Below are 20,152 nucleotides of genomic sequence, written 5' to 3'. Positions count from 1 at the left end.
CAGTCAACATTGATGGTGCCTGACATGCCGTCTTCGCGAGCAAGCCCGCTCCCACAGGGACTTAGCCTGACCTTGGCATTAGGGTGAGGCTGTTTCCTCCCCGCCGATGTGTGAGCCCCTTTTCCAAGAGTCCTTGCCATGTCCGACTACCTGCTGCAAATGAACGGCATCGTCAAAACCTTTGACGGTGTCAAAGCCCTGAACGGCATCGACATCAAGGTCAGGCCGGGTGAGTGTGTCGGCCTGTGCGGTGAAAACGGCGCGGGCAAATCCACGCTGATGAAAGTGCTGTCGGCGGTCTACCCTTACGGCACCTGGGAAGGCGAAATCATTTGGGACGGCCAGCCGCTCAAGGCGCAGTCCATCAGCGAAACCGAAGCCGCCGGGATCGTCATCATTCACCAGGAACTGACCCTGGTCCCCGACCTGTCGGTGGCCGAAAACATCTTCATGGGCCACGAGCTGACGCTGCCTGGCGGACGCATGAACTACCCGGCGATGATCCATCGCGCCGAAGCCCTGATGCGTGAGCTCAAAGTGCCGGACATGAACGTCTCGTTGCCGGTTTCGCAGTACGGCGGTGGCTACCAGCAACTGGTGGAAATTGCCAAGGCACTGAACAAGCAGGCGCGGCTGCTGATCCTCGACGAGCCCTCCTCGGCCCTGACCCGCTCGGAAATCGAGGTGCTGCTGGACATCATCCGCGACCTCAAGGCCAAAGGCGTTGCCTGCGTCTACATCTCCCACAAACTCGATGAAGTGGCCGCCGTGTGCGACACCATCTCGGTGATCCGCGATGGCAAACACATCGCCACCACCGCCATGGCGGACATGGACATTCCCAGGATCATCACCCAGATGGTCGGGCGGGAAATGAGCAACCTCTACCCCACCGAACCCCATGACGTCGGCGAGGTGATTTTCGAGGCGCGCCACGTCACCTGCTACGACGTCGACAACCCCAAGCGCAAACGGGTCGACGACATTTCATTTGTCCTCAAGCGCGGGGAAATCCTCGGCATCGCCGGGCTGGTCGGTGCCGGCCGCACGGAACTGGTCTCGGCGCTGTTTGGCGCCTACCCCGGTCGCTACGAAGGCGAAGTCTGGCTGGGCGGCCAACAAATAGACACGCGCACGCCGCTCAAGTCGATCCGCGCGGGTCTGTGCATGGTCCCCGAAGACCGCAAGCGCCAAGGCATCATTCCAGATCTGGGCGTGGGCCAGAACATCACCCTGGCGGTGCTGGACAACTACGCGAAACTGACCCGCATCGACGCCGAAGCCGAACTGGGCAGCATCGACAAGGAAATCGCGCGCATGCACCTCAAGACCGCGAGCCCGTTCCTGCCGATCACCAGCCTCTCCGGCGGCAACCAGCAAAAAGCCGTGTTGGCGAAAATGCTCCTGACCAAGCCCCGCGTGCTGATCCTCGATGAGCCCACCCGTGGCGTCGACGTCGGTGCCAAGTATGAGATCTACAAGTTGATGGGCGCGCTGGCGGCCGAAGGCGTGTCGATCATCATGGTGTCCTCGGAGCTGGCCGAAGTCCTGGGAGTTTCCGACCGCGTGCTGGTGATTGGCGAAGGCCAGTTGCGCGGCGACTTCATCAACCACGAACTCACCCAGGAACAGGTGCTCGCCGCCGCGCTCAGCCATCCCGATGGCCATAACAATAATGATCGGAAGTCTGCGTAGATGAATCAGGTCAAACAGCTGTTTTCCCGCTACAAAATGCTCGCGCTGGTGATCGCCGTGGCGCTGATCTGGCTGTTCTTCAGCTGGCAGACCGACGGTGGGTTCCTGACCCCGCGCAACCTTTCCAACCTGCTGCGGCAGATGTCCATCACCGGGATCCTCGCTTGCGGCATGGTGCTGGTGATCATCAGCGGCGAGATCGACCTGTCGGTGGGCTCATTGCTTGGGCTATTAGGTGGCCTGGCGGCGATCCTCGATGTGGTCTATCACATCCCATTGCTGGCGAACCTCAGCCTGGTGGCCTTGTGCGGCTTGGTGATCGGCTTGGGCAACGGCTACATGACCGCCTACCTGCGCATTCCATCGTTCATCGTCGGGCTGGGTGGCATGCTCGCGTTTCGCGGCGTCCTGTTGGGCGTGACCGGCGGCACCACCATTGCCCCGGTGTCACCGGAGCTGGTCTACGTCGGCCAGGGTTACTTGCCGCACACGGTCGGGACCGGGCTCGGCATCCTGCTGTTCGCCCTGACCCTGTTCCTGACCTGGAAACAACGGCGCAACCGCGCCCTCCATGGCTTGGCGGCGCATTCCCTGGTGCGCGACGTGTTGCGCGTGGTGGTGATCGGCGCGGTGCTGGCCGGGTTCGTCTATACCCTCAACAGCTACGACGGCATTCCGGTGCCGGTGCTGCTCCTGCTGATCCTGCTGGGGGTGTTCAGCTACGTCACCAGCCAGACCGTGTTCGGCCGCCGCGTCTACTCGGTAGGCAGCAACATGGAAGCCACGCGCCTGTCCGGCATCAACGTGCAAGCGGTGAAGCTGTGGATCTTCGGCATCATGGGCGTGATGTGCGCCCTCGCCGGCATGGTCAACACCGCACGCCTGGCCGCCGGCTCGCCCTCGGCCGGCAACATGGGCGAACTCGACGCCATCGCGGCCTGCTTCATCGGCGGCACCTCCATGCGCGGCGGCTCCGGCACGGTCTACGGTGCGCTGCTCGGCGCGCTGGTGATCACCAGCCTGGACAACGGCATGTCGATGCTCGACGTCGACAGCTACTGGCAGATGATCGTCAAAGGCAGCATCTTGGTGCTGGCGGTGTGGGTGGATGTGAGTACGCGGACGGGGCGACGTTGATAGGTCTCATCACTTGCTGGCAGACGCCATCAACGCACCAAAGCCCAGGAAGGTGATGCCCGACAATTTGCCGACAATCCTGGCGCCCTGGCTCGACGAGAGCCAGCCCCTGGCGCCATTGGCCATGAGCGCATAGCCGGAATGCACCAGGACCACAAGCACGCCATAGGACGCCACCAGCAGGAAAAACTGGCGGTAATAATCGCCCTCCGGCTTGATGAACTGAGGGAACACCGCCAGGAAGAAAAACCCCGCCTTGGGGTTGAGCAACTGAATCGACAGCGCCTCGCCGAATCGCCGCCACGGGCGCGGCGACGTAGCTGTGAGTTCAGGAATAAAGCGCTGGGTACGCCACATCTTGATGCCCAAGTACAACAAGTACAGCGCCCCGATGTATTTGAGCACGGTGAAAGCCGTCGCCGAGGCGGCCAGGAGCAACCCCAGGCTGCTGGCGCAAATACCCGCCACGATAAACGCCCCCGACGCGATACCGAAGATGCCCGGCAATGCCCCGCGCCAACCATGGCGCAAGGCATTGGACAGCGTCAGCACCACGCCAGGACCCGGGCTGAGCACCGTCAGGGTCGCCAGGATCAGAAAAAGTCCGTAACCGGCCATGCACCACTCCCCATTAAAGGCAAATTACTGTGGCTTTCAGAGTGGCGTGGCGCATGGGGGCTGACAAACGCTTTAATTGCACCTCATATGTGACTAAATTAGACGCATGATTGCCAACCTCCCCCCGTTGAACGCCGTTCGCGCTTTCGCCGCTGCCGCTCGCCACCAGAGTTTCAGTCGCGCCGCCGAAGAGCTGCACGTCAGCCACAGCGCCGTCAGCCGTCACGTAAAGTTGCTCGAAGAGCGTTTGGGCGTACTGCTGTTCGAACGTCGAACCCGGCAATCCTTGCTCACCCCGGCCGGTCGGGTTTTCTACGAACAGGTCAGCGAGGCACTGACCCAGATCGCCAACGCCGCCACCACGCTGACGCGCCATGCGGCCCAGCGCAAAGTGATCATCAACGTGCGCCCTTCCTTCGCGGTGCGCTGGCTCATCCCCAGACTGCCGGACTTCATGGCGCGCCATCCGGGCATCAAGCCCGAGGTCGTCACCAGCACCCGGTCTCCCGATCCATCGCGGGAAATGTTCGACGTGGTCATTCGTCGTGGACACGCCGGCTGGTCAGCCGATGTACAGCCCACCGTGTTGTTGGAGGACCACCTGCTGCTGGTCGCCGCACCGTCGCTGCTGCAAAGCGTGCCATTGGAAAACGTCCACGACCTGGCCCGGCACACCTTGTTGTCGGGCAGGACGCGCAGCAGCGATTGGCAAGATTGGGTGGAACACGCCGGAATCGATCCATTGAACAATCCGCCGACCCTGCAATTCGATCACATGCACCTTGTGCTCCAGGCCGCTGTCGATGGCCTGGGCGTGGCGTTGTGTCCGGCTTCGCTGTTGGGTAGGGATGTGTCCAATGGGCGCTTGGCCTGTCCACTGCCGTCGTTGTGCCTGCCGTTGGCCCGCTATTACTACGGGGTTTCCGGGAATGCGGTGGTTGAGACGCAGGTTTTTGTTGAGTGGTTGTTGACGCATGTTCATCAGGATTGGGATGGGCGGGGTTTCAGTCGCTCAGGTCCCGTTGGCCTCTCAAACCCTGTCGGCTCAACGCAATCCGGCAAGACGAGCCAATCAAAGCGGGTTTCGCGGTAGCCATGCTGTTGTTTGTGGGGTTTGAATTCGGTATCGAGAGTGGCCACGGCAACCGATATCCAGTCTGGATACGCGCCGTGAGGGTCCGACCAGAACAAGCTTGAACCGCATGCTCCGCAGAACTGCCGCTTGACGCCCGTTTCGGACTCATACAACCGGAGCGCATTCCCATTTGCCGAGACTCGCAATGATGCAGCCGGGACGCTGGCATAGGTCGCGAACGCGGCACCATGCGCTTTCTGGCAACGCCTGCAATGACAGTGGGTCAACGCCTTCAATTCGGCCGAAATTTCATAACGGATCTCACCGCACAGGCAGCTTCCGTGGTGACCTTCATGCATCCTTAGCGCCCCGCTTGAACTTGATCGAAACGACGTCTTGAAGACTTTGCCTTCAATTCCCAGCAACCGCTTTCGGATCAGCGACCTCAATCCAGCCCTTGCGCAAATAATCCTGCGCGACAATCTTGCGGATCATGAAACAGTAAACGACATGCAGCAGCGCCGTTGCCCCAGCCATCCATTGCGGTCCAGCCACAAGCCCGATCGCCACAATGCCGAGCCAGATCAACAAGTGTCGCCATAGCCCTGTGAAAAACAGATAGATCACGCCCAAGAACAGGATCGCCAACACCTGGAACGCGTCCACTTCTTCAATTTGATCACTGTCCGGGCTTTTGAAATAGCGTGCCATGTACAACTCCTTCGTTAGGATTTCCGTTTTTTAAGCCGCTGTATTCAGCCAGCATCAAGCACGCCATCGCGGCTACATTAGCTGCGCACTCGCCATGCAGGCAACTGAGCTGCGAAGTGAAACGCTGGACCGAGATGCCCCAGGGTGGTCATTTTGCTGCATTGGAGCAGCCTGAGTTGTTGGCGGAGGATATCAGGGCTTTTTTCGCGGTTGTCGCTAGAAAAATCCAATAAAGCTCACCGCAGGCCTCCTGTGGGAGTAAGGCTTGCCCACGATGAAGATGACGCGGTCTTTCGGGGAAACGAGGCGCCTGCATCGCGAGCAAGCTTTGCTCCCACAGAGATCCGCGCACTTCAGTGGTAGCGGCAAGAGACGGTCCGAAAATCTCGTAGGAATTTACCTCCCGTGGCGAGGGAGCTTGCTCCCGCTGGGGCGCGAAGCGGCCCTAAACCAGGCGCCTCTTTTCGCCAGGTACTGCGCAGGGGCCGGTTTTGCGGCTGCTGCGCAGCCGAGCGGGAGCAAGCTCCCTCGCCACAGGGGATGCGTGCGTCCTACAGGTCGGTTGTGGGGGCCAGGATCGACTTCTATAGTTGGGTCGTCGCTGGCTTTGGCCGGTGGCTGGGTTTCGCAGCCCGAGTGAACAAATCTAGATACCGTCAAATGAAATTCAGGCAAACTTGCCCGCTTTCATTTTATGGCGGTTGCGCGCGGGAGACTTTCGGGTCTGCCGAGTTTTGGATTGGTTCCTCGGTCTGCGAACCCTCGCGCAACTGCCACCCATTTGATTCGCAGCAAAAAGGTGGCGATTATTTCTATCAAATGAGTGCAACCTTATGACAACGAATCAACCATCCAGTCGCTTCACACCTCTCACTCAAACCGCCACCACCCACCCCGTCCTGCTGATCGACACCCAAGCCCCGCTCCCCGAACTCCATGCCTGTGCCAGCGAACGCCTGCACGCCACGCTCGACTACCTGACCTTGGTGGCGTGCAGCAGCCTGCGTGATTCAGCGGCCAGCGACCTCAACACCATCACCAATGTCGCCAGGATCCTGGTGCAGGATGTCGCGGATGTGTTCGGCGTGATCGAGCGGCGCGGGCTCGAAGACTGAGCCCTTGTGGGAGCGAGCTTGCTCGCGATGGCGGTGGCACAGTCAATCTCTGCGCAGGGTGAAATACCGCTTCGCGAGCAAGCTCGCTCCCACAGTGAACTGCGTTAGCCCGAGAATCCCCCCAGGCATTTCGTGGCGAGGGAGCTTGCTCCCTCGCCACGGGGTTCCTGCCCTAAACAGGGCGTGTTGTTGTCTAACCCAGCTGTCGGCGCACGGCCAGTTCCACGCCGCGGATTTCCGCCAGGCCCTTGAGGCGGCCGATCAGTGAGTAGCCGGGATTGCTTTTGCGGTGCTGGTCGTCCAGCAGTTGATGCCCATGGTCGGGACGCAGCGGCAAGCGCGGGCCGCCTTCGCGTTCACGTCGGCGCTCTTCAGCCACCAAGGCGCTGATGACCCCGACCATGTCGACGTCGCCGTCCAGGTGATGGGCTTCATGGAAGCTGCGGGGGTCGGTTTCCCGGCGGGTTGAACGCAGGTGGGTGAAGTAGATGAACGGCGCAAAGTGCTTGGCCATCGCTACCAAGTCGTTGTCTTCGCGCACGCCATAGGAGCCGGTGCAGAACGTCAGGCCATTGGCCGGGCTTGGCGCCGCATCCAGCAGCCATTGGGCGTCTTCGGCGGTGGAGAGGATGCGGGGCAAGCCGAGCAGTGCCCGGGGCGGGTCGTCCGGGTGGATTGCCATGCGCACACCCACCTCCTCGGCAACCGGGATCACCGCCCGCAGAAAATACCCCAGGTGTTCGCGCAACTTGGCCTCGTCGATGTCGGCGTAGGTCCGCAGCAAGTCACGGAAGTTGTCCAGGCTGTAGTGTTCCTCGGCGCCGGGCAAGCCGGCGATCAGAGTGTTGACCAGGGTTTCGCGCCGGGCCGGCGTCAGTTGTTCGAAGTAGGCCTTGGCCTGCTGGATGTCCTCGGCGCTGTATTCAGCCTGCGCACCCGGGCGCTGGAGGATGAACAGGTCGAAGGCGGCAAACGCGGTTTGATCGAAGCGCAAGGCCCAACCGCCATCCGCCAGCTCAAAGGACAAATCGGTTCGGGTCCAGTCCAGCACCGGCATGAAGTTGTAGCAGACGATATCGATGCCGCAGCTCGCCAGGTTACGCACGCTTTGCTGGTAGTTGGCGATGTACTCGTCGCGCCGTCCGCAGCCGCGCTTGATGTCTTCGTGCACCGGAATGCTTTCCACCACCGACCAGCTCAGGTCGGCCGCTTCGATCATCTGTTTACGCGCCGCGATGGCGTCCACCGGCCACACCTGGCCATTGGGGATTTCGTGCAGCGCGGTGACGATGCCGGTCGCACCGGTCTGGCGAATGTCCGCCAGGGAAATCGGGTCTTTGGGGCCAAACCAACGCCATGTCTGTTCCATGTTCTTCTCCTTTTTATCAGTTGGATGCGGCAAGGGCGTGCAACAGGCTGTCCACGCCATCGCGCGTCAAGGCGCCGTAGGCGCGGTGCACGGCGTCGCGAAATGCCGGGCGAGCCGAGAGCTGCGGCGGGAAGACTTCGTGCAGGTCGAGAACGGCATCCACCCGCGATGCGCCCTCGGATCGTCCCGCAAGATCGGCAAAGGTGGCACTCAGCGGGTCGTCAACCACGTGCGCCGCACGACCGGGCAACGGTTGCGTGCAGTAGAGGATCCAGGCCGCGATGCCCAGCGCGGTACAGTCGATGTCGCGCCCCTGGTCGAGCAATTGCTGCGCGCCGAGCAACCAGCGTTGCGGCAGCTTCTGCGAACCGTCCATGGCAATCTGGCGCAACCGATGTTGCAGGCTGTCGTTGGCAAAGCGCGCCTGCAGATCATGGGCATACGCCGACAGATCGATGCCGGCCGGCATGTCCAGGGTCGGCGTGGCCTCCTCGGCCATGTAGCGCGCGATGAGGCGTGCCAGCCTCACGTCGCTGACGGCCTCGAAGACCGACTCATGGCCGGCCAGCAACCCTACGTAGGCCAGCAACGAATGGCTGCCATTGAGCATGCGCAGTTTCATCGTTTCAAACGGACGCACGTCGTCCACCATCTGCACGCCTTCCACTTCCCAGTCCGGGCGGCCGAGGGGAAAGTGGTCCTCGATCACCCACTGGCTGAAGCTTTCACAGACCACCGCCGCACGGTCGTGGCAGTCGAGTTGCTGCGCCAGCCGGCGGAAGGATTCGTCGTCCATGGCCGGCACGATGCGGTCGACCATGCAGCTGGGAAACGCCACCTGTTGCTCGACCCACTGCGCCAGCGCCTCATCCTGCAACGCCGCCAACGCGCTCACCGCCTGGCGGGTGCGCTGGCCGTTGTCGGGCATGTTGTCACAGCACAATACAGTGAAGGCCGGGACGCCCTCGGCACGGCGCCGGCGCAGGGCTTCCAGGACAATACCGGGGGCTGAGCGCGGCGTGTGTGGATGGGCGATGTCATGGGCAATCGTCGGATCTTCCCGGCGCAACTGCCCGGAGGAAGGGCTCAGGCAGTAACCCTTTTCGGTCACGGTGAGGGTGACGATCCGCGTTTGCGGCGCAGCCATGCGCTGCAGCAACTGTTCCAGTTCCTCGCCGCCCTCGCCCACATACAAAGCCTGGCGCAACACCCCGATCTCGCGCAGCGTCACTTGTTCGCGGTCACGGTACTCGGCCACATGGTAGCGGCCGTCCTGCTCGCGCATTTGCTCGACCAAGGTGCGATTGGAGCGCAGGTTGGCACTGCACACGCCCCACTCGCTGTCGCCATGGCGATTGAGATGGCGTTGCAGGTAGACCGCCTGGTGCGCTCGGTGAAACGCGCCCAGGCCCAGGTGCACGATACCGATCTGCGCTGCAGTGCCGGTGCAAGGTACACGTTTCACAACAGGCATCGACTCACTCCTTCTGTTCAGGAACGGCCCAGGGCCGAAGCGGGCTGCGGGCTTTGTGCCGCCGCGTTGCCGGTGTCCGCCACCGACAGCGGTTTAACGTAGCGCGCGACACACACGGCGCCGATCACGGTCAACAGCCCTGCCAGCAGGAAGGCATTGGTGAACGAACCGGTGAACTGCACCAGGAAGCCCGTCAGGGTCGGGCCGACGATGCCCGAGGTGTTCGCCAGAAAGTGCATGAAACCACTGACGCCGCCCACCCGCGCCGCCGGGACGGTGTCCTGGATGATCGCCCAGTAGATGGCGCCGGTGAGGTACAGGAAGAACACCGCCAAGGCGACGAGAATCACCGCTGGATACAGGGTCTTGACCATCCCCGCGCAAGCGATGCAGACGGCACAGGCCAGCAGGCAGGTCACCAGCACCACTTTGCGGGAGAACATCATCTTTCCGGTTTTCTTGAACACAAAGTCGGAGATGAAGCCGCCCAGGGCCAGACCGAGGAAACCCAATACCCAGGGAATGACCGTGGCGATGCTCATGTCCTTGACGTTCAAGCCGTGGGCCATGGTCAGGTAGCTGGGGAACCAGGTCAGGAAGAAGAACAAGGTGTAGTTATAGGAAAAGAACGCCAGGGAGGTGAACAGCACCGTCGGCTGTTTGAGGTAGAACCGCAGTGGAAATACCGGTTGTGCAGCCAGCTCGCTCTGCCCCTCGGCCCGGAGAATATCCTCGGCACCCTCGCCTTCAGGCTTCTCCTTGACGAACTTGTACCAGACCGCCGCCCAGATCAGGCCGACCAACATGATGATAATGAACGACACCTTCCAGCCGTAGGTGACGGCGATGAAGCCCACCACCGGACCGGAAATCGCCCCGCCCAGCGGCGTGCCGGACATCGACGCGCCGATCGCCCGCGCCCTGCGCTTGGGGGCGTACCAGTTGTTCACCATCTTGCTGGTGGTGACGCTCAGCGGCCCTTCGCCCATGCCGAACAGGATCCGGATGAGCACCAGCGAAGCGAAGCCCACCGTCAGCACGGTCAGACCGCTGAACAGCGACCACAAGACCATGGCCAGCAGCAATGTGGTCTTGGCGCCGTAACGGTCGGCGGCCCAACCACCGATGAAGTTGAAGGCGGCATAACCGACGAAAAAACTGCTGAAGATCATGCCCATCTCACCCGTACTCAGACCGTAGTCCTTCTGGATGAAAGGCGCCGCCACAGACAATGCCGACCGGTCGAGGTAATTGATGACCCCGGCCAGGAACAGCATGATGATGATTAAGCTACGTCCTTGACCAAACATGGTGGAGCCTCCCGCTTGTTGTGTTTATTCGGTGAGGGTGCCCATGACAGGCACGGTGAAACCGGTGATACCGACGGCTCAGGGATGGGCGTTCGTCAGCTCCACCAGCACTTTTCGGGTTTGCTCGGGGTGTTTTTCAATGAGGTCGATGGCGCCGGGCATTTCGTCGAAGGTGACGCGATGACTGATCAGGTCCTGGACCTGCAACTGGCCGCTGGCAATCAGTTCGATCACCCGGGGGAACTTGCGGTTGTTGAGCCGCGAACCCACCAGGGTCAGTTCCTTCTTGATCATTTCCAACTGCACCAGATCACTGGGCGTGGCAGTGAAGCCCAGCAATCCGATGCGCCCGGCCGGCGAGGCCAGGCGCACCATCTGCGGCATCAGCGCCGGGATGCAGGCGGCATCGACAATCAATGGCACGCCTTCGCCTTGAGTCAGCTCACGCATCACCGCTTCGACATCGACTTGCTGGCCGTTGAGGGTCCGACTGGCGCCCAGGGCCCGCGCCGTCTCCAGGCGGCTGTCGATGACATCGGTGACGGTGATGTCAGTCATTCCCAACGCCTTGGCCATCTGCACCAGGGTCAGGCCGATCACCCCGGCGCCGTAGATCAGCACGCTGTCGCCCGGTTGCGGCTGCATGCGATCGAGCACGTTCAGGGCAATGGAATAAGGCTCGACCAGGGCGCCGTGGCTGAGGGACATCGAATCGGGCAAGCGGTGCGCATTCTCGGCCGGTACGCAAACCTGCTCGCTGAAACCACCGTCGCGATGCACGCCGATCACTTGCAGCCGCGTGCAGACGTTGGGCCGGCCAATGCGGCAGGGATAACAAGTGCCGCAACTGATCACCGGATCGACGCACACCCGGTCGCCCACCTGCAGGTGCTCGACACCTTCACCGACTTGCCGAATCACCCCGGAAAACTCATGGCCGGTGACCCGGGGGAAACGCACGAATGCGTTCTGCCCGTGAATGATGTGCATATCCGAGCCACAGATGCCGGCGTACGCCACATCGACCTGGACCTCGCCGGGGGCGACTTCGGGCCGGTCGACCTGGGCCAGGCCGAATTCAAAGGGTGCTCTTACCTGAAACGCTTTCATCGGGTCACTCCTGACGGGACGTTCGCCCCGTTTCCTCAAATAGTTGGAACCGCTTCACCAATGCCACAGCGTGCCGTCTTCAAGACGGTTGACCGGCAGGCTGGCGCGTTTGTAGGGGTATTGGCGGGCAAGGTCTTCATCGATGTCGACGCCATGCCCCGGTGTTTCGCCCGGGGTGAAGTGGCCGTCCTCGAAGCGATAGGCATGGGGAAAGACTTCATCGATGCGGTCTTCGTGGGGCATGTGTTCCTGGATGCCGAAGTTGGGCACCCACGTATCGAAATGCAGGGCCGCGCCCATGCACACCGGTGACAGGTCGGTGGCGCCGTGAAAACCGGTGCGCACCTGGAACAGCGCGGCGAAATCGGCAATGCGTCGCACATGGGTGATGCCGCCGGCATGCACCAGCGTCGTGCGGATGTAGTCGATCAACTGCTCCTGGATCAACTCGCGGCAGTCATGGATGGAATTGAACACCTCGCCCACCGCCAGGGGCGTGGTGGTGTGTTGGCGGATCAGGCGAAAACTCTGCTGGTTTTCCGCTGGCGTGCAGTCTTCCAGCCAGAACAGGTTGTACGGTTCCACGGCCTTGCCCAGGCGCCCAGCTTCGATGGGCGTCAGGCGATGGTGTACATCGTGGAGGATATGCAGGTCATCACCAAAGCGCTCGCGCACGGCGGCGAACAGCTTGGGCACGTAGTTGAGGTACTTGGCGGTGTCCCAGACGTGTTCAGCGGGCAGGTCGCTGTCGGCCGGTTCATAACGCTCACCGCTGCGCTTGGCGACGCCATAGGTGGTGGCAATGCCGGGCACGCCACATTGCACACGCACGGCTTTGTAGCCCAGCTCGACGTGACGGGCGACTTCGTCCAGGCAGCCTTCGATGTCCTTGCCGGTGGCATGCCCGTAGACCATCACCCGCTCGCGACTCTTGCCGCCGAGCAACTGGTACAACGGCATGTTCGCGGCCTTGGCCTTGATGTCCCACAGCGCCACGTCAACGGCAGCGATGGCGGTCATGGTCACCGGTCCTCGACGCCAGTATGCACCGCGATACAGGTACTGCCAGATGTCCTCGATGCGGTGGGCGTCGCGGCCAATCAGCGCGGGCAGGACGTGTTCTTCCAGGTAAGCGACCACCGCCAGTTCGCGGCCATTCAAGGTGGCATCGCCGATGCCGTAGAGGCCTTCATCGGTGACGATTTTCAAGGTGACCAGGTTGCGGCCCGGGCAGGTGACGATGACGCGCGCTTCAACGATTTTCATAAAGTCAGACCTGTGCAACAGAAGGAAGTGAGGACGTGCCCATGTTCGGCATGGCCGCCTGGGGAATCAGCGCGCCCCGGTATTGGACGACCTGGGCCGCCAGGCGATGGCCCCAGCGGGCGGCCTGCTCCGGATCGCCGCCGCGCAGGCGACAGGCCAGGTAGGCGGCGCTGAACGAATCACCGGCAGCGGTGGTGTCGACGACATGGGAAACGGTTTGCGCGGGCACCTCGAAACGCCCTGTCGGGCACTGGATCAAGCAGCTGGCGGCGCCACGTTTGAGGGCAACTTCGCGCACGCCCACCTGGGCGTAAGTACTGAACAAGGCGTCAGGGTCGTGATAGCCGAACAGGGTCGCGTCATCTTCCCAGGTGACCAGGGCCACGTCGGTCAGGCGCAACAGGTCGCAGTAGGCCTGCCGGGCCGTTTCGGGATCAGGCCAAAGATGAGGGCGGTAATTGTTGTCGAAGACGATGCGCGTGCCTGCCCGACGAGCCCTATGCAGGGCTTGGATCAAGCGTTGGCGCCCTTCTGGTGTGAGGATCGCCAGGCTGATGCCGCTCAGGTAGACGTAGTCGTAATCGGCCAGCGCATCGAGCATGGCGTCGACTTCGGGGCCTTCGAACATGCGCCGCGCCGCCGCTTCCCCGCGCCAGTAGAGGAAACGTCGCTCGCCGTGTGGATCGGTCTGGATGAAATACAGCCCCGGCAGCGCGTCTTCGATCACGCGGACATGGGCATCACCAATCCCCTCGTCCAGCCAGGACCGGCGCATGGCGACGCTGAACGCATCGCTGCCCACGGCCGTCATGTAGTCCACGGTCACCGCGCTGCGGGGATTCAATCGGGCCAGGTAGACCGCGGTGTTGAGCGTATCGCCACCGAATGTCTGCGTGATCGCAGCACCCGGCTCACCGCGCATCTCGATCATGCATTCCCCCACCAACGCCACTTTCAACGGACGGGCGAAGCGGGTCTGCGGGCCATGGTCAAGCGTCAAATCCATAATCAACGCGCCTTTCTTGTTTTTAAAACGGCGTTTCATTTTTATCTCAAGGCCCGAGTCTAGTCAGATTCCCGGCCTCGTCAAGTAAAAATGAAACAGCGTTTTGTTCTGCTTGCGTATATCCTTGGGTTTTACTTTCACGTTGGAGCCTTCATGGACAACAGCGTCATTCCCAACAACGATCTGGTGTCGGCGGTGGGCCGGACCATGGCCGTGCTCGAGGCACTGGCCGAGCATCCGGAAGAAAGCGGGGTGTCGGAAATCGCCACCAAACTGGACATGTCCAAGGCCACGGTTTATCGCTTCCTGCAGTCGCTCAAGGCCCGTGGGTATGTGGTGCAAGACGCCGAGGACCGTTATCGCCTCAGCGTCCGGCTGTTCGAACTGGGCGCCCAGGCCCTGCCCCACCTGGACATCGTCCGGGAAGCGGAGCCGGGCATGCGGCGGATCAACGAGCTGACGGGCGAGACTGTCCACCTGGGGATTCTCGACGAAGGCAGCATCGTCTACGTGCACAAGATCGACTCCAAATACAACCTGCGCATGTACTCGCGGATCGGCCGGCGGGCGCCGCTGTACTGCACCGGCATCGGCAAGGTGCTGATGGCCTGGCTTGAAGAAGACGAGTTACTGACCCACCTGGAGCAGGAGAGCTTCGAGCGCCGCACGGCCAATACCCTGACCAGCGTCGAGGCGTATCTGCAGGAACTGGAGATTGTTCGCCAGCAGGGTTATGCCGAGGACCATGAAGAGTTCGAAGACAACATGCGTTGCCTCGCGGCACCGATCCGCGACCGTTTCGGCCATGTGATCGGCGGGATGAGCGTTTCATTCCCGTGCTTTCGCTTCCGGGAAGAGCTGAAGCAGGACTACGTCAAGCAACTGATGCAAGCTACTCAACAGATTTCAAGCCAGTTGGGCTGGCATGCGCGGGGGTAAGCACAAAGTCCCATGTGGGAGCGAGCTTGCTCGCGATGGCGGCGGCACATCCAACATCATTGCAAACTGATCCACCGCTTTCGCGAGCAAGCCCGCTCCCACAGTTGGATCGGGGTACGGCAGGAGAGACAGGTCGGCTGTCAGGCCGCCTCGCTTTTGCTTTTGATCTGGAGGCCCCGTTAACCACGATGGCCGAACGCAGGCATTGTGGAGTGGGCATCCCGGCATGGATGCCGGGATAGCCGCGCTGGGCCATGGATGGCCCTTCGCGGCGGGCCCACGGAGCAATGCCTTCGTTCGGGCATGCCGAGCCTAGGCGAGGCACCGAGTGGTGGGGCAAGCCTTTTTTGCTTACTTTTTTTGGCGTCTGAAAAAAAGTGAGCCGCCGTAAGGGCGGAACCCTAAGTAGCGGTTACCGCAGCAACGGATATGTACCCAGTCAACAAAATCCATGTCGACTGACACCCCGCCATCTTCAGGTTTCAACGAGCTGGCGTCAGAACCAGGTTTCCATCTGAATGCCGTACTGCCAAGTGCCGCCGGCGTTGAAGTCGGTCTTGCCGAAGGAGTCCGTGCTGCTGTACCTGTCCAGGTCCGACGACCAGTTCATGACACTGGCGAACAGACGCAGCTCAGGGCGGGTGAGCAGATCGCCCAAGTCGGGCTTGAAGGTCGGGGCGACCGTGAACTTCCAGAAGTTACCGTCGACCGCATTGCGTTGCAGGTAACCCTTGGGATCGAGCTGCATGGTTTGCCAGCTCATCTCGTAGGCCATCTCGAAATTGCTGTTGATTTCGTTGGCCAACCGCACGTTCAGGGTCATCCAACGGTAGTCGTCGCCCTTGACGTAGCGATCCTTGCTTTGCTCGGCCAGCAAGCTCGGGCCGATGCGCCAGTTGGGCGCCAGAGGCGTTTCACCGTACAACGCCACACGCAACGCACGGGCATCGTCGATCAATTCGCCATCGGCGCCGACGTTCTTGACCTCAGCCCCCAACCCCTGGCCATAGAGCAGCGCTGTCTTGAAGAAGCCTTCGCGGCCGAAAAAGGTCTTTTGGTGATTGGCGACCATGCTGTGCAAGCCGGAATCGGCCGGCGCCAGTCCCGCTTCATTGACGCGAGTGCCGAAGTCGTTTTTCTTCGAGCCGATGGCGTTGAACATCCACTGCCACTGCCCACCGTCGAAAAACTGGTTGGACGTCAGGATGTAGCTTTCCACATCGGCATTGACGCCGCCCTCGCTGAAATCCCCGTAGTTGCGACCGATCAACGAATAGTTCGAGCGCCAGTCCTTGGTCATCTGCACGTCGTAGATGCCACCCCCGGTGCCGGCCAGATAGACCACGTCAGAGTCCAACCAGTGGATGTCGAAATTGTCCCTGTCGAAGCGCTTGCCAGCCCACAGGGTGGAATTTTCGAACATCGCGTTGCCCTTGAATGCCGCCAGGTGATCGAGCTCGGTGAACACCTGGCGCACGTTCAGGTTGCTTTCCTCGGCGGTCCAATCGTTGGAGCTCTCCACGCCATCGGCGATGGACACCGTGAATTTGGAGCGGGTGCCGTTCTGCGCGTACAGCTCTTTCGACAGGTCGATGCGCATGTAGGTGTCGTCCTCGTTACCGAGTCGCCCGACAGCGCCACCGACGGAACCGGCCGGGGTGGTGTACGGACCGCCGCGCCCACCGCCCAGCCCATCGTTGATCAGCACGCCGGAGCGGGCGTAGCCCTTGAAGCTGAAGCCGTCGGTAAGGTGCGCACCACTGCCCTGCTTTTCCGTGCTTTGCTGGAGGGCTTCGAGTTTTGCCAGACGAGCATCGAGTGTGGGTGTCGCAACGGCGGACACTGTCGGTTGCGGGGCGGGCGTGGCGAGTTTGAGTTGCTGCAGTTCCCTGGCGAGTGCCTGGGTTTGTTGTTCGGCGGCGGCTGCACGTTTTTCCGCTGCGCTGGCACGGGCCTCGAACGCTGCCATGCGCTCTTCCAGCGTCGCGGCCTGAGAAGTGGTCGCCGAGACGCCGAGCACGCTTGCGAGTAGCCAGCTTGATGCTTTCTGCATGTGAATTTCCCTGTTTTGTTTTTATTGTTCTGCTGCCGCGACCGGCCTTTTTCGCCCTGGTTCTGAATTGTCAAACCAGAGGAAAAAAAGGATGCCTCATCGCAAATACACTGCTACATTTGGCGATGTTAACGTTAACTTTTCTAAAAACAAAAATAAAGAGGGCTTTATGAAACAGCTCAAATCGCTCCTTCCAGCGGCGCTGCTCGGCCTTTGCGTCGGGTTTCCAGCCCTGTCGACGGCCGCCAACCTGACGATTTCCTGCGGAGCCGTGGGTGCCGAATTGCAACTGTGCAAAGAGGCCGTCGAGGCGTGGTCGAAGCAGACCGGCAATAGCGTCGAAGTGGTTTCCACGCCGAACTCCGCGACCGAACGGTTATCGTTCTACCAACAGATCCTCAGTGCCCAATCCAGCGACATCGACATCATCCAGATCGACATGGTGTGGCCGGGCATGCTGGCCAAGCATTTGATGGACCTGCGCGAGGTACTTCCTGCCGATGCCACCCAGGGTTACTTCCAGGCCCAGGTGGATAACGCCACGGTGAACGGACGCCTGGTGACCATGCCGTGGTTCACCGACTCGGGCCTGTTGTACTACCGCAAGGACTTGCTCGAGAAATACAACAAGCCCGTGCCCCAGACCTGGGAAGAAATGACCACCACCGCCAAGGCTGTCCAGCAAGCCGAGCGCGATGCCGGGAACGCCAATGCCTGGGGTTATGTATTCCAGGGCCGCGCCTATGAAGGCCTGACGTGCAATGCCTTGGAGTGGATCAGCAGCCAACCGCAAGGTGGGCTGGTCAACGCGCAAGGCGATATCGTCGTCAACAGCCAGGCCTCAAGGGCGGCGTTGACCCTGGCCAAAAGCTGGGTCGGAGACATCGCCCCCCGTGGCGTGCTCAATTACACCGAGGAAGAAGGACGTGGCGTCTTCCAGTCCGGCAACGCGCTGTTCATGCGTAACTGGCCATATGTCTGGGCCCTGGTGCAGAGCCAGGACAGCGCCGTCAAAGACAAGGTCGGCGTCGCGCCCCTGCCCCGCGGCGGCGCGACCGGCACCCACGCGTCCACCCTCGGCGGCTGGGGCCTGGCCGTGTCGCGCTACAGCGCCAACCCCAAGCTCGCCGCGGAACTGGTGAGCTACCTGAGCAGCGCCCAACAGCAGAAACACCGCGCCCTGGTTGGCGCCTACAACCCGGTGATCGAGTCGCTCTACCAGGATCCCGAACTGCTCGCAGCCATGCCTTACTACAGCCAACTGCACAGCATTCTCAACGATGGGGTCATGCGCCCCGCCTCGATCACCGCCGATCGCTATCCACGGGTCTCCAATGCCTTCTTCGATCAAGTGCACGGCGTGCTGGCGGGCGAGCGGCCAGTGGATCAGGCGCTGGCCGAGCTGGAAAGCGAACTCACGCGGATCAAACGCCGGAACTGGTAAGCCACACGGAAGGAAATCACCATGTCTGTCTCCACCACACTCGTCCCCGACGACGAGTACCTGCTCACCCGGGAAACGCCGGTACAGCGCCGTCGCGTTCGCGCCGCCTGGCTGTTCCTGACCCCGATGCTGCTGTGCCTGGCGCTGGTGGCGGCCTGGCCGCTGTTGCGCACCTTCTGGTTCAGCCTGACCGACGCCAGCCTGGCCGACACCGGCGATGCGACCTTTGTCGGTTTGAGCAATTATCTGTTTCACAGCAGTGCCGGTTGGTCAGGCCTGCTCGTCGATCCACAGTGGTGGAATGCGGTGCGCAACACCTTGCATTTCACCGTGGTGTCGGTGGGGCTGGAAATCGTCCTGGGGCTGCTGGTGGCGTTGCTGCTCAACGTCCAGTTCAGCGGACGCGCCCTGGTGCGAGCGTTGATCCTGATTCCCTGGGCGATCCCGACCATCGTCTCGGCGAAAATCTGGTCATGGATGCTCAACGACCAGTTCGGCATCATCAATCACCTGATGCTCGGCCTCGGCCTGATCGACGCGCCCCTGGCCTGGACCGCCGACGCGGACCTGTCGATGTGGGCGGTGATCATCGTCGACGTCTGGAAGACCGTGCCTTTCGTCACCCTGCTGATGCTGGCGGCCTTGCAGATGCTGCCCAGCGATTGCTACGAAGCCGCCAGGGTCGATGGCATTCACCCGGTGAAAGTGTTCTGGCGGGTCACCCTGCCGCTGCTGATGCCGGCCTTGTTGGTGGCGGCGATCTTCCGGATCCTCGATTCCCTGCGGGTGTTCGACGTCATCTACGTGCTGACCTCGAACTCGTCGAGCACCATGAGCATGTCGGTCTATGCCCGCCAGCACCTGGTGGAATTCCAGGACGTCGGTTACGGCAGCGCCGCCTCGACCTTGCTGTTCCTGGTCGTTGCGGTGATCGCCATGGTTTATCTGTACCTCGGACGTCGTCAGCTGGAGGTCCGCTCATGAGCCCGCGCCTGCTGAAAAAAGCCCTGTTGCGCCTCGGGTTCTGGTGCCTGATCGGGATCTTGCTGGTGTATGCAGTCTTCCCGTTCTACTACGCCATCGTGACGTCGCTCAAACCGTCCAGCGCCTTGTTCCAGGTGAGCTACTGGATCGATAAACCGGACTTCTCCAACTATGCCGCCGTGCTCAACCAAGCCTCGTTCCTGCGGGCCATCGGCAACTCGCTGGTGGTGGCGCTGTGCGTGGTCACGCTGGCGCTGTTCCTCAGCCTGACCGCCGCGTATGCCTTGGGCCGGGTGAAGTTCCGCGGACGCGGCCCGGGTGTTGATGATGGTCCTCGGTGTCTCGATGTTTCCCCAAGTCGCGGTGCTGTCGGGATTGTTCGAGGTGATCCGTGCCCTGGGCCTGTACAACACCTCCTGGGCGTTGATCCTGAGCTACACGATTTTCACCCTGCCCTTCACCGTCTGGGTGCTGACCACCTTCATGGGGCAGTTGCCTCATGAGCTGGAAGAGGCCGCCATCATGGACGGTGCGTCACCCTGGGTCACGCTGACCCGCGTGCTGTTGCCGCTGCTCTCTGGCCGGCACTGGTCACCACTGGCCTTCTGGCCTTCATCGCCGCGTGGAACGAGTTCCTCTTCGCCCTGACCTTCACCCTGACCGACTCGCAACGCACGGTCCCGGTTGCCATCGCGCTGATTTCCGGTGGCAGCCCCCATGAGTTGCCTTGGGGCCTGTTGATGGCGGCGTCGGTGCTGGTCACGGTGCCATTGGTGATTCTGGTGCTGATCTTCCAGCGCCGCATCGTTTCCGGCCTCACTGCCGGTGCGTTAAAGGGTTGAGGCC

The 20,152-nt window shown here is 61.6% G+C and carries 17 protein-coding genes and 1 pseudogene; 8 read left to right on the top strand and 10 right to left on the bottom strand.

Going from position 1 to position 20,152, the window contains the following annotated elements:
* The first annotated feature begins 138 nt into the window (after positions 1-138).
* Together xylG and PSH84_RS17055 are read left to right on the top strand one after the other, a co-directional pair.
* Positions 139-1,695 carry a D-xylose ABC transporter ATP-binding protein gene (gene xylG / locus PSH84_RS17060; protein ID WP_122566375.1) on the top strand — a complete coding sequence of 519 codons (1,557 nt, stop codon included), beginning with the start codon at positions 139-141 and terminating at the stop codon, positions 1,693-1,695.
* Positions 1,696-2,832: a sugar ABC transporter permease gene (locus PSH84_RS17055; RefSeq protein WP_122566374.1), complete on the top strand. Its 1,137-nt coding sequence runs from the start codon at positions 1,696-1,698 to the stop codon at positions 2,830-2,832.
* A 9-nt stretch (positions 2,833-2,841) separates the two neighbouring features.
* Here the strand turns inward: PSH84_RS17055 and PSH84_RS17050 are convergent, their stop codons facing one another.
* Complete coding sequence (locus tag PSH84_RS17050; RefSeq protein WP_305470666.1) at positions 2,842-3,450, bottom strand: LysE family translocator; 609 nt, start codon at positions 3,448-3,450, stop codon at positions 2,842-2,844.
* A gap of 106 nt (positions 3,451-3,556) precedes the next feature.
* On the opposite strand from PSH84_RS17050, the gene gcvA reads away from it, so the two are divergent.
* On the top strand, positions 3,557-4,543 hold the full coding sequence (gene gcvA, locus PSH84_RS17045) for a transcriptional regulator GcvA (RefSeq protein WP_305470665.1): 987 nt from the start codon (positions 3,557-3,559) through the stop codon (positions 4,541-4,543).
* Here gcvA and PSH84_RS17040 read toward each other — a convergent pair.
* Together PSH84_RS17040 and PSH84_RS17035 are read right to left on the bottom strand one after the other, a co-directional pair.
* Complete coding sequence (locus tag PSH84_RS17040) at positions 4,432-4,884, bottom strand: GFA family protein (protein WP_305470664.1); 453 nt, start codon at positions 4,882-4,884, stop codon at positions 4,432-4,434. The genes gcvA and PSH84_RS17040 overlap by 112 nt on opposite strands.
* 52 nt (positions 4,885-4,936) lie before the next feature.
* Complete coding sequence (locus tag PSH84_RS17035; protein WP_305481421.1) at positions 4,937-5,236, bottom strand: DUF2628 domain-containing protein; 300 nt, start codon at positions 5,234-5,236, stop codon at positions 4,937-4,939.
* A gap of 833 nt (positions 5,237-6,069) precedes the next feature.
* Here PSH84_RS17035 and PSH84_RS17030 point away from each other — a divergent pair.
* A complete protein-coding gene (locus tag PSH84_RS17030) occupies positions 6,070-6,351 on the top strand; it encodes a fructose-bisphosphate aldolase (RefSeq protein WP_305481420.1) in 282 nt (93 codons plus the stop codon).
* 193 nt (positions 6,352-6,544) lie between these two features.
* On the opposite strand, the gene uxuA is transcribed toward PSH84_RS17030, so the two are convergent.
* From uxuA to PSH84_RS17000, 6 genes are all read right to left on the bottom strand, one after another.
* Positions 6,545-7,720, bottom strand: coding sequence for a mannonate dehydratase (uxuA, locus tag PSH84_RS17025; protein WP_305481419.1), 1,176 nt, complete (start codon positions 7,718-7,720; stop codon positions 6,545-6,547).
* Between the two features lie 16 nt (positions 7,721-7,736).
* Positions 7,737-9,194, bottom strand: a complete 1,458-nt coding sequence (locus tag PSH84_RS17020) for a mannitol dehydrogenase family protein (RefSeq protein WP_305481418.1) — start codon at positions 9,192-9,194, stop codon at positions 7,737-7,739.
* Between the two features lie 17 nt (positions 9,195-9,211).
* A complete protein-coding gene (locus PSH84_RS17015) occupies positions 9,212-10,504 on the bottom strand; it encodes an MFS transporter (RefSeq protein ID WP_305481417.1) in 1,293 nt (430 codons plus the stop codon).
* A gap of 78 nt (positions 10,505-10,582) precedes the next feature.
* Positions 10,583-11,614, bottom strand: a complete 1,032-nt coding sequence (locus tag PSH84_RS17010; RefSeq protein ID WP_305481416.1) for a Zn-dependent oxidoreductase — start codon at positions 11,612-11,614, stop codon at positions 10,583-10,585.
* Positions 11,615-11,668: 54 nt separating this feature from the next.
* The gene (gene manD / locus PSH84_RS17005) at positions 11,669-12,880 is read right to left on the bottom strand and encodes a D-mannonate dehydratase ManD (RefSeq protein WP_060742694.1); all 1,212 of its coding nucleotides are present in this window, start codon (positions 12,878-12,880) and stop codon (positions 11,669-11,671) included.
* Between the two features lie 4 nt (positions 12,881-12,884).
* Entirely contained in the window at positions 12,885-13,886 is a 1,002-nt protein-coding gene (locus tag PSH84_RS17000) for a sugar kinase (protein WP_305481415.1), read from the bottom strand.
* Positions 13,887-14,039: 153 nt separating this feature from the next.
* Between PSH84_RS17000 and kdgR the strand changes: the two genes are divergently transcribed.
* Positions 14,040-14,825 (top strand): DNA-binding transcriptional regulator KdgR, encoded by a 786-nt coding sequence (gene kdgR / locus PSH84_RS16995; protein WP_122566360.1) that lies wholly within the window; start codon positions 14,040-14,042, stop codon positions 14,823-14,825.
* A 496-nt stretch (positions 14,826-15,321) separates the two neighbouring features.
* On the opposite strand, the gene PSH84_RS16990 is transcribed toward kdgR, so the two are convergent.
* Positions 15,322-16,878, bottom strand: a complete 1,557-nt coding sequence (locus PSH84_RS16990) for a carbohydrate porin (RefSeq protein ID WP_305481414.1) — start codon at positions 16,876-16,878, stop codon at positions 15,322-15,324.
* Positions 16,879-17,047: 169 nt separating this feature from the next.
* Between PSH84_RS16990 and PSH84_RS16985 the strand changes: the two genes are divergently transcribed.
* The 3 genes and pseudogenes from PSH84_RS16985 (at position 17,048) to PSH84_RS16975 (ending at position 20,148) form a co-directional block, all read left to right on the top strand.
* Complete coding sequence (locus tag PSH84_RS16985) at positions 17,048-18,322, top strand: ABC transporter substrate-binding protein (protein ID WP_122566357.1); 1,275 nt, start codon at positions 17,048-17,050, stop codon at positions 18,320-18,322.
* 21 nt (positions 18,323-18,343) lie between these two features.
* The gene (locus PSH84_RS16980; RefSeq protein ID WP_305470657.1) at positions 18,344-19,306 is read left to right on the top strand and encodes a carbohydrate ABC transporter permease; all 963 of its coding nucleotides are present in this window, start codon (positions 18,344-18,346) and stop codon (positions 19,304-19,306) included.
* Positions 19,303-20,148 (top strand): annotated as a pseudogene (locus PSH84_RS16975) (carbohydrate ABC transporter permease). The gene PSH84_RS16980 and the pseudogene PSH84_RS16975 overlap by 4 nt, the downstream one beginning before the upstream one ends.
* Positions 20,149-20,152 lie beyond the last annotated feature (4 nt).

Origin of the sequence: Pseudomonas beijingensis, from assembly GCF_030687295.1 — a bacterium.
In the GTDB taxonomy this organism is placed as follows: domain Bacteria; phylum Pseudomonadota; class Gammaproteobacteria; order Pseudomonadales; family Pseudomonadaceae; genus Aquipseudomonas; species Aquipseudomonas beijingensis.
Note: the sequence above shows the minus strand (reverse complement) of the source record. Positions and strands in the feature narration are given on the sequence as shown.

Bases quoted from the DNA above. Each gene is read 5' to 3' on its own strand.
- xylG (WP_122566375.1), top strand. From the start codon at position 139: ATGTCCGACTACCTGCTGCAAATGAACGGCATCGTCAAAACCTTTGAC.
- PSH84_RS17055 (WP_122566374.1), top strand. From the start codon at position 1,696: ATGAATCAGGTCAAACAGCTGTTTTCCCGCTACAAAATGCTCGCGCTG.
- PSH84_RS17050 (WP_305470666.1), bottom strand. From the start codon at position 3,450: ATGGCCGGTTACGGACTTTTTCTGATCCTGGCGACCCTGACGGTGCTC.
- gcvA (WP_305470665.1), top strand. From the start codon at position 3,557: ATGATTGCCAACCTCCCCCCGTTGAACGCCGTTCGCGCTTTCGCCGCT.
- PSH84_RS17040 (WP_305470664.1), bottom strand. From the start codon at position 4,884: ATGCATGAAGGTCACCACGGAAGCTGCCTGTGCGGTGAGATCCGTTAT.
- PSH84_RS17035 (WP_305481421.1), bottom strand. From the start codon at position 5,236: ATGGCACGCTATTTCAAAAGCCCGGACAGTGATCAAATTGAAGAAGTG.
- PSH84_RS17030 (WP_305481420.1), top strand. From the start codon at position 6,070: ATGACAACGAATCAACCATCCAGTCGCTTCACACCTCTCACTCAAACC.
- uxuA (WP_305481419.1), bottom strand. From the start codon at position 7,720: ATGGAACAGACATGGCGTTGGTTTGGCCCCAAAGACCCGATTTCCCTG.
- PSH84_RS17020 (WP_305481418.1), bottom strand. From the start codon at position 9,194: ATGCCTGTTGTGAAACGTGTACCTTGCACCGGCACTGCAGCGCAGATC.
- PSH84_RS17015 (WP_305481417.1), bottom strand. From the start codon at position 10,504: ATGTTTGGTCAAGGACGTAGCTTAATCATCATCATGCTGTTCCTGGCC.
- PSH84_RS17010 (WP_305481416.1), bottom strand. From the start codon at position 11,614: ATGAAAGCGTTTCAGGTAAGAGCACCCTTTGAATTCGGCCTGGCCCAG.
- manD (WP_060742694.1), bottom strand. From the start codon at position 12,880: ATGAAAATCGTTGAAGCGCGCGTCATCGTCACCTGCCCGGGCCGCAAC.
- PSH84_RS17000 (WP_305481415.1), bottom strand. From the start codon at position 13,886: ATGGATTTGACGCTTGACCATGGCCCGCAGACCCGCTTCGCCCGTCCG.
- kdgR (WP_122566360.1), top strand. From the start codon at position 14,040: ATGGACAACAGCGTCATTCCCAACAACGATCTGGTGTCGGCGGTGGGC.
- PSH84_RS16990 (WP_305481414.1), bottom strand. From the start codon at position 16,878: ATGCAGAAAGCATCAAGCTGGCTACTCGCAAGCGTGCTCGGCGTCTCG.
- PSH84_RS16985 (WP_122566357.1), top strand. From the start codon at position 17,048: ATGAAACAGCTCAAATCGCTCCTTCCAGCGGCGCTGCTCGGCCTTTGC.
- PSH84_RS16980 (WP_305470657.1), top strand. From the start codon at position 18,344: ATGTCTGTCTCCACCACACTCGTCCCCGACGACGAGTACCTGCTCACC.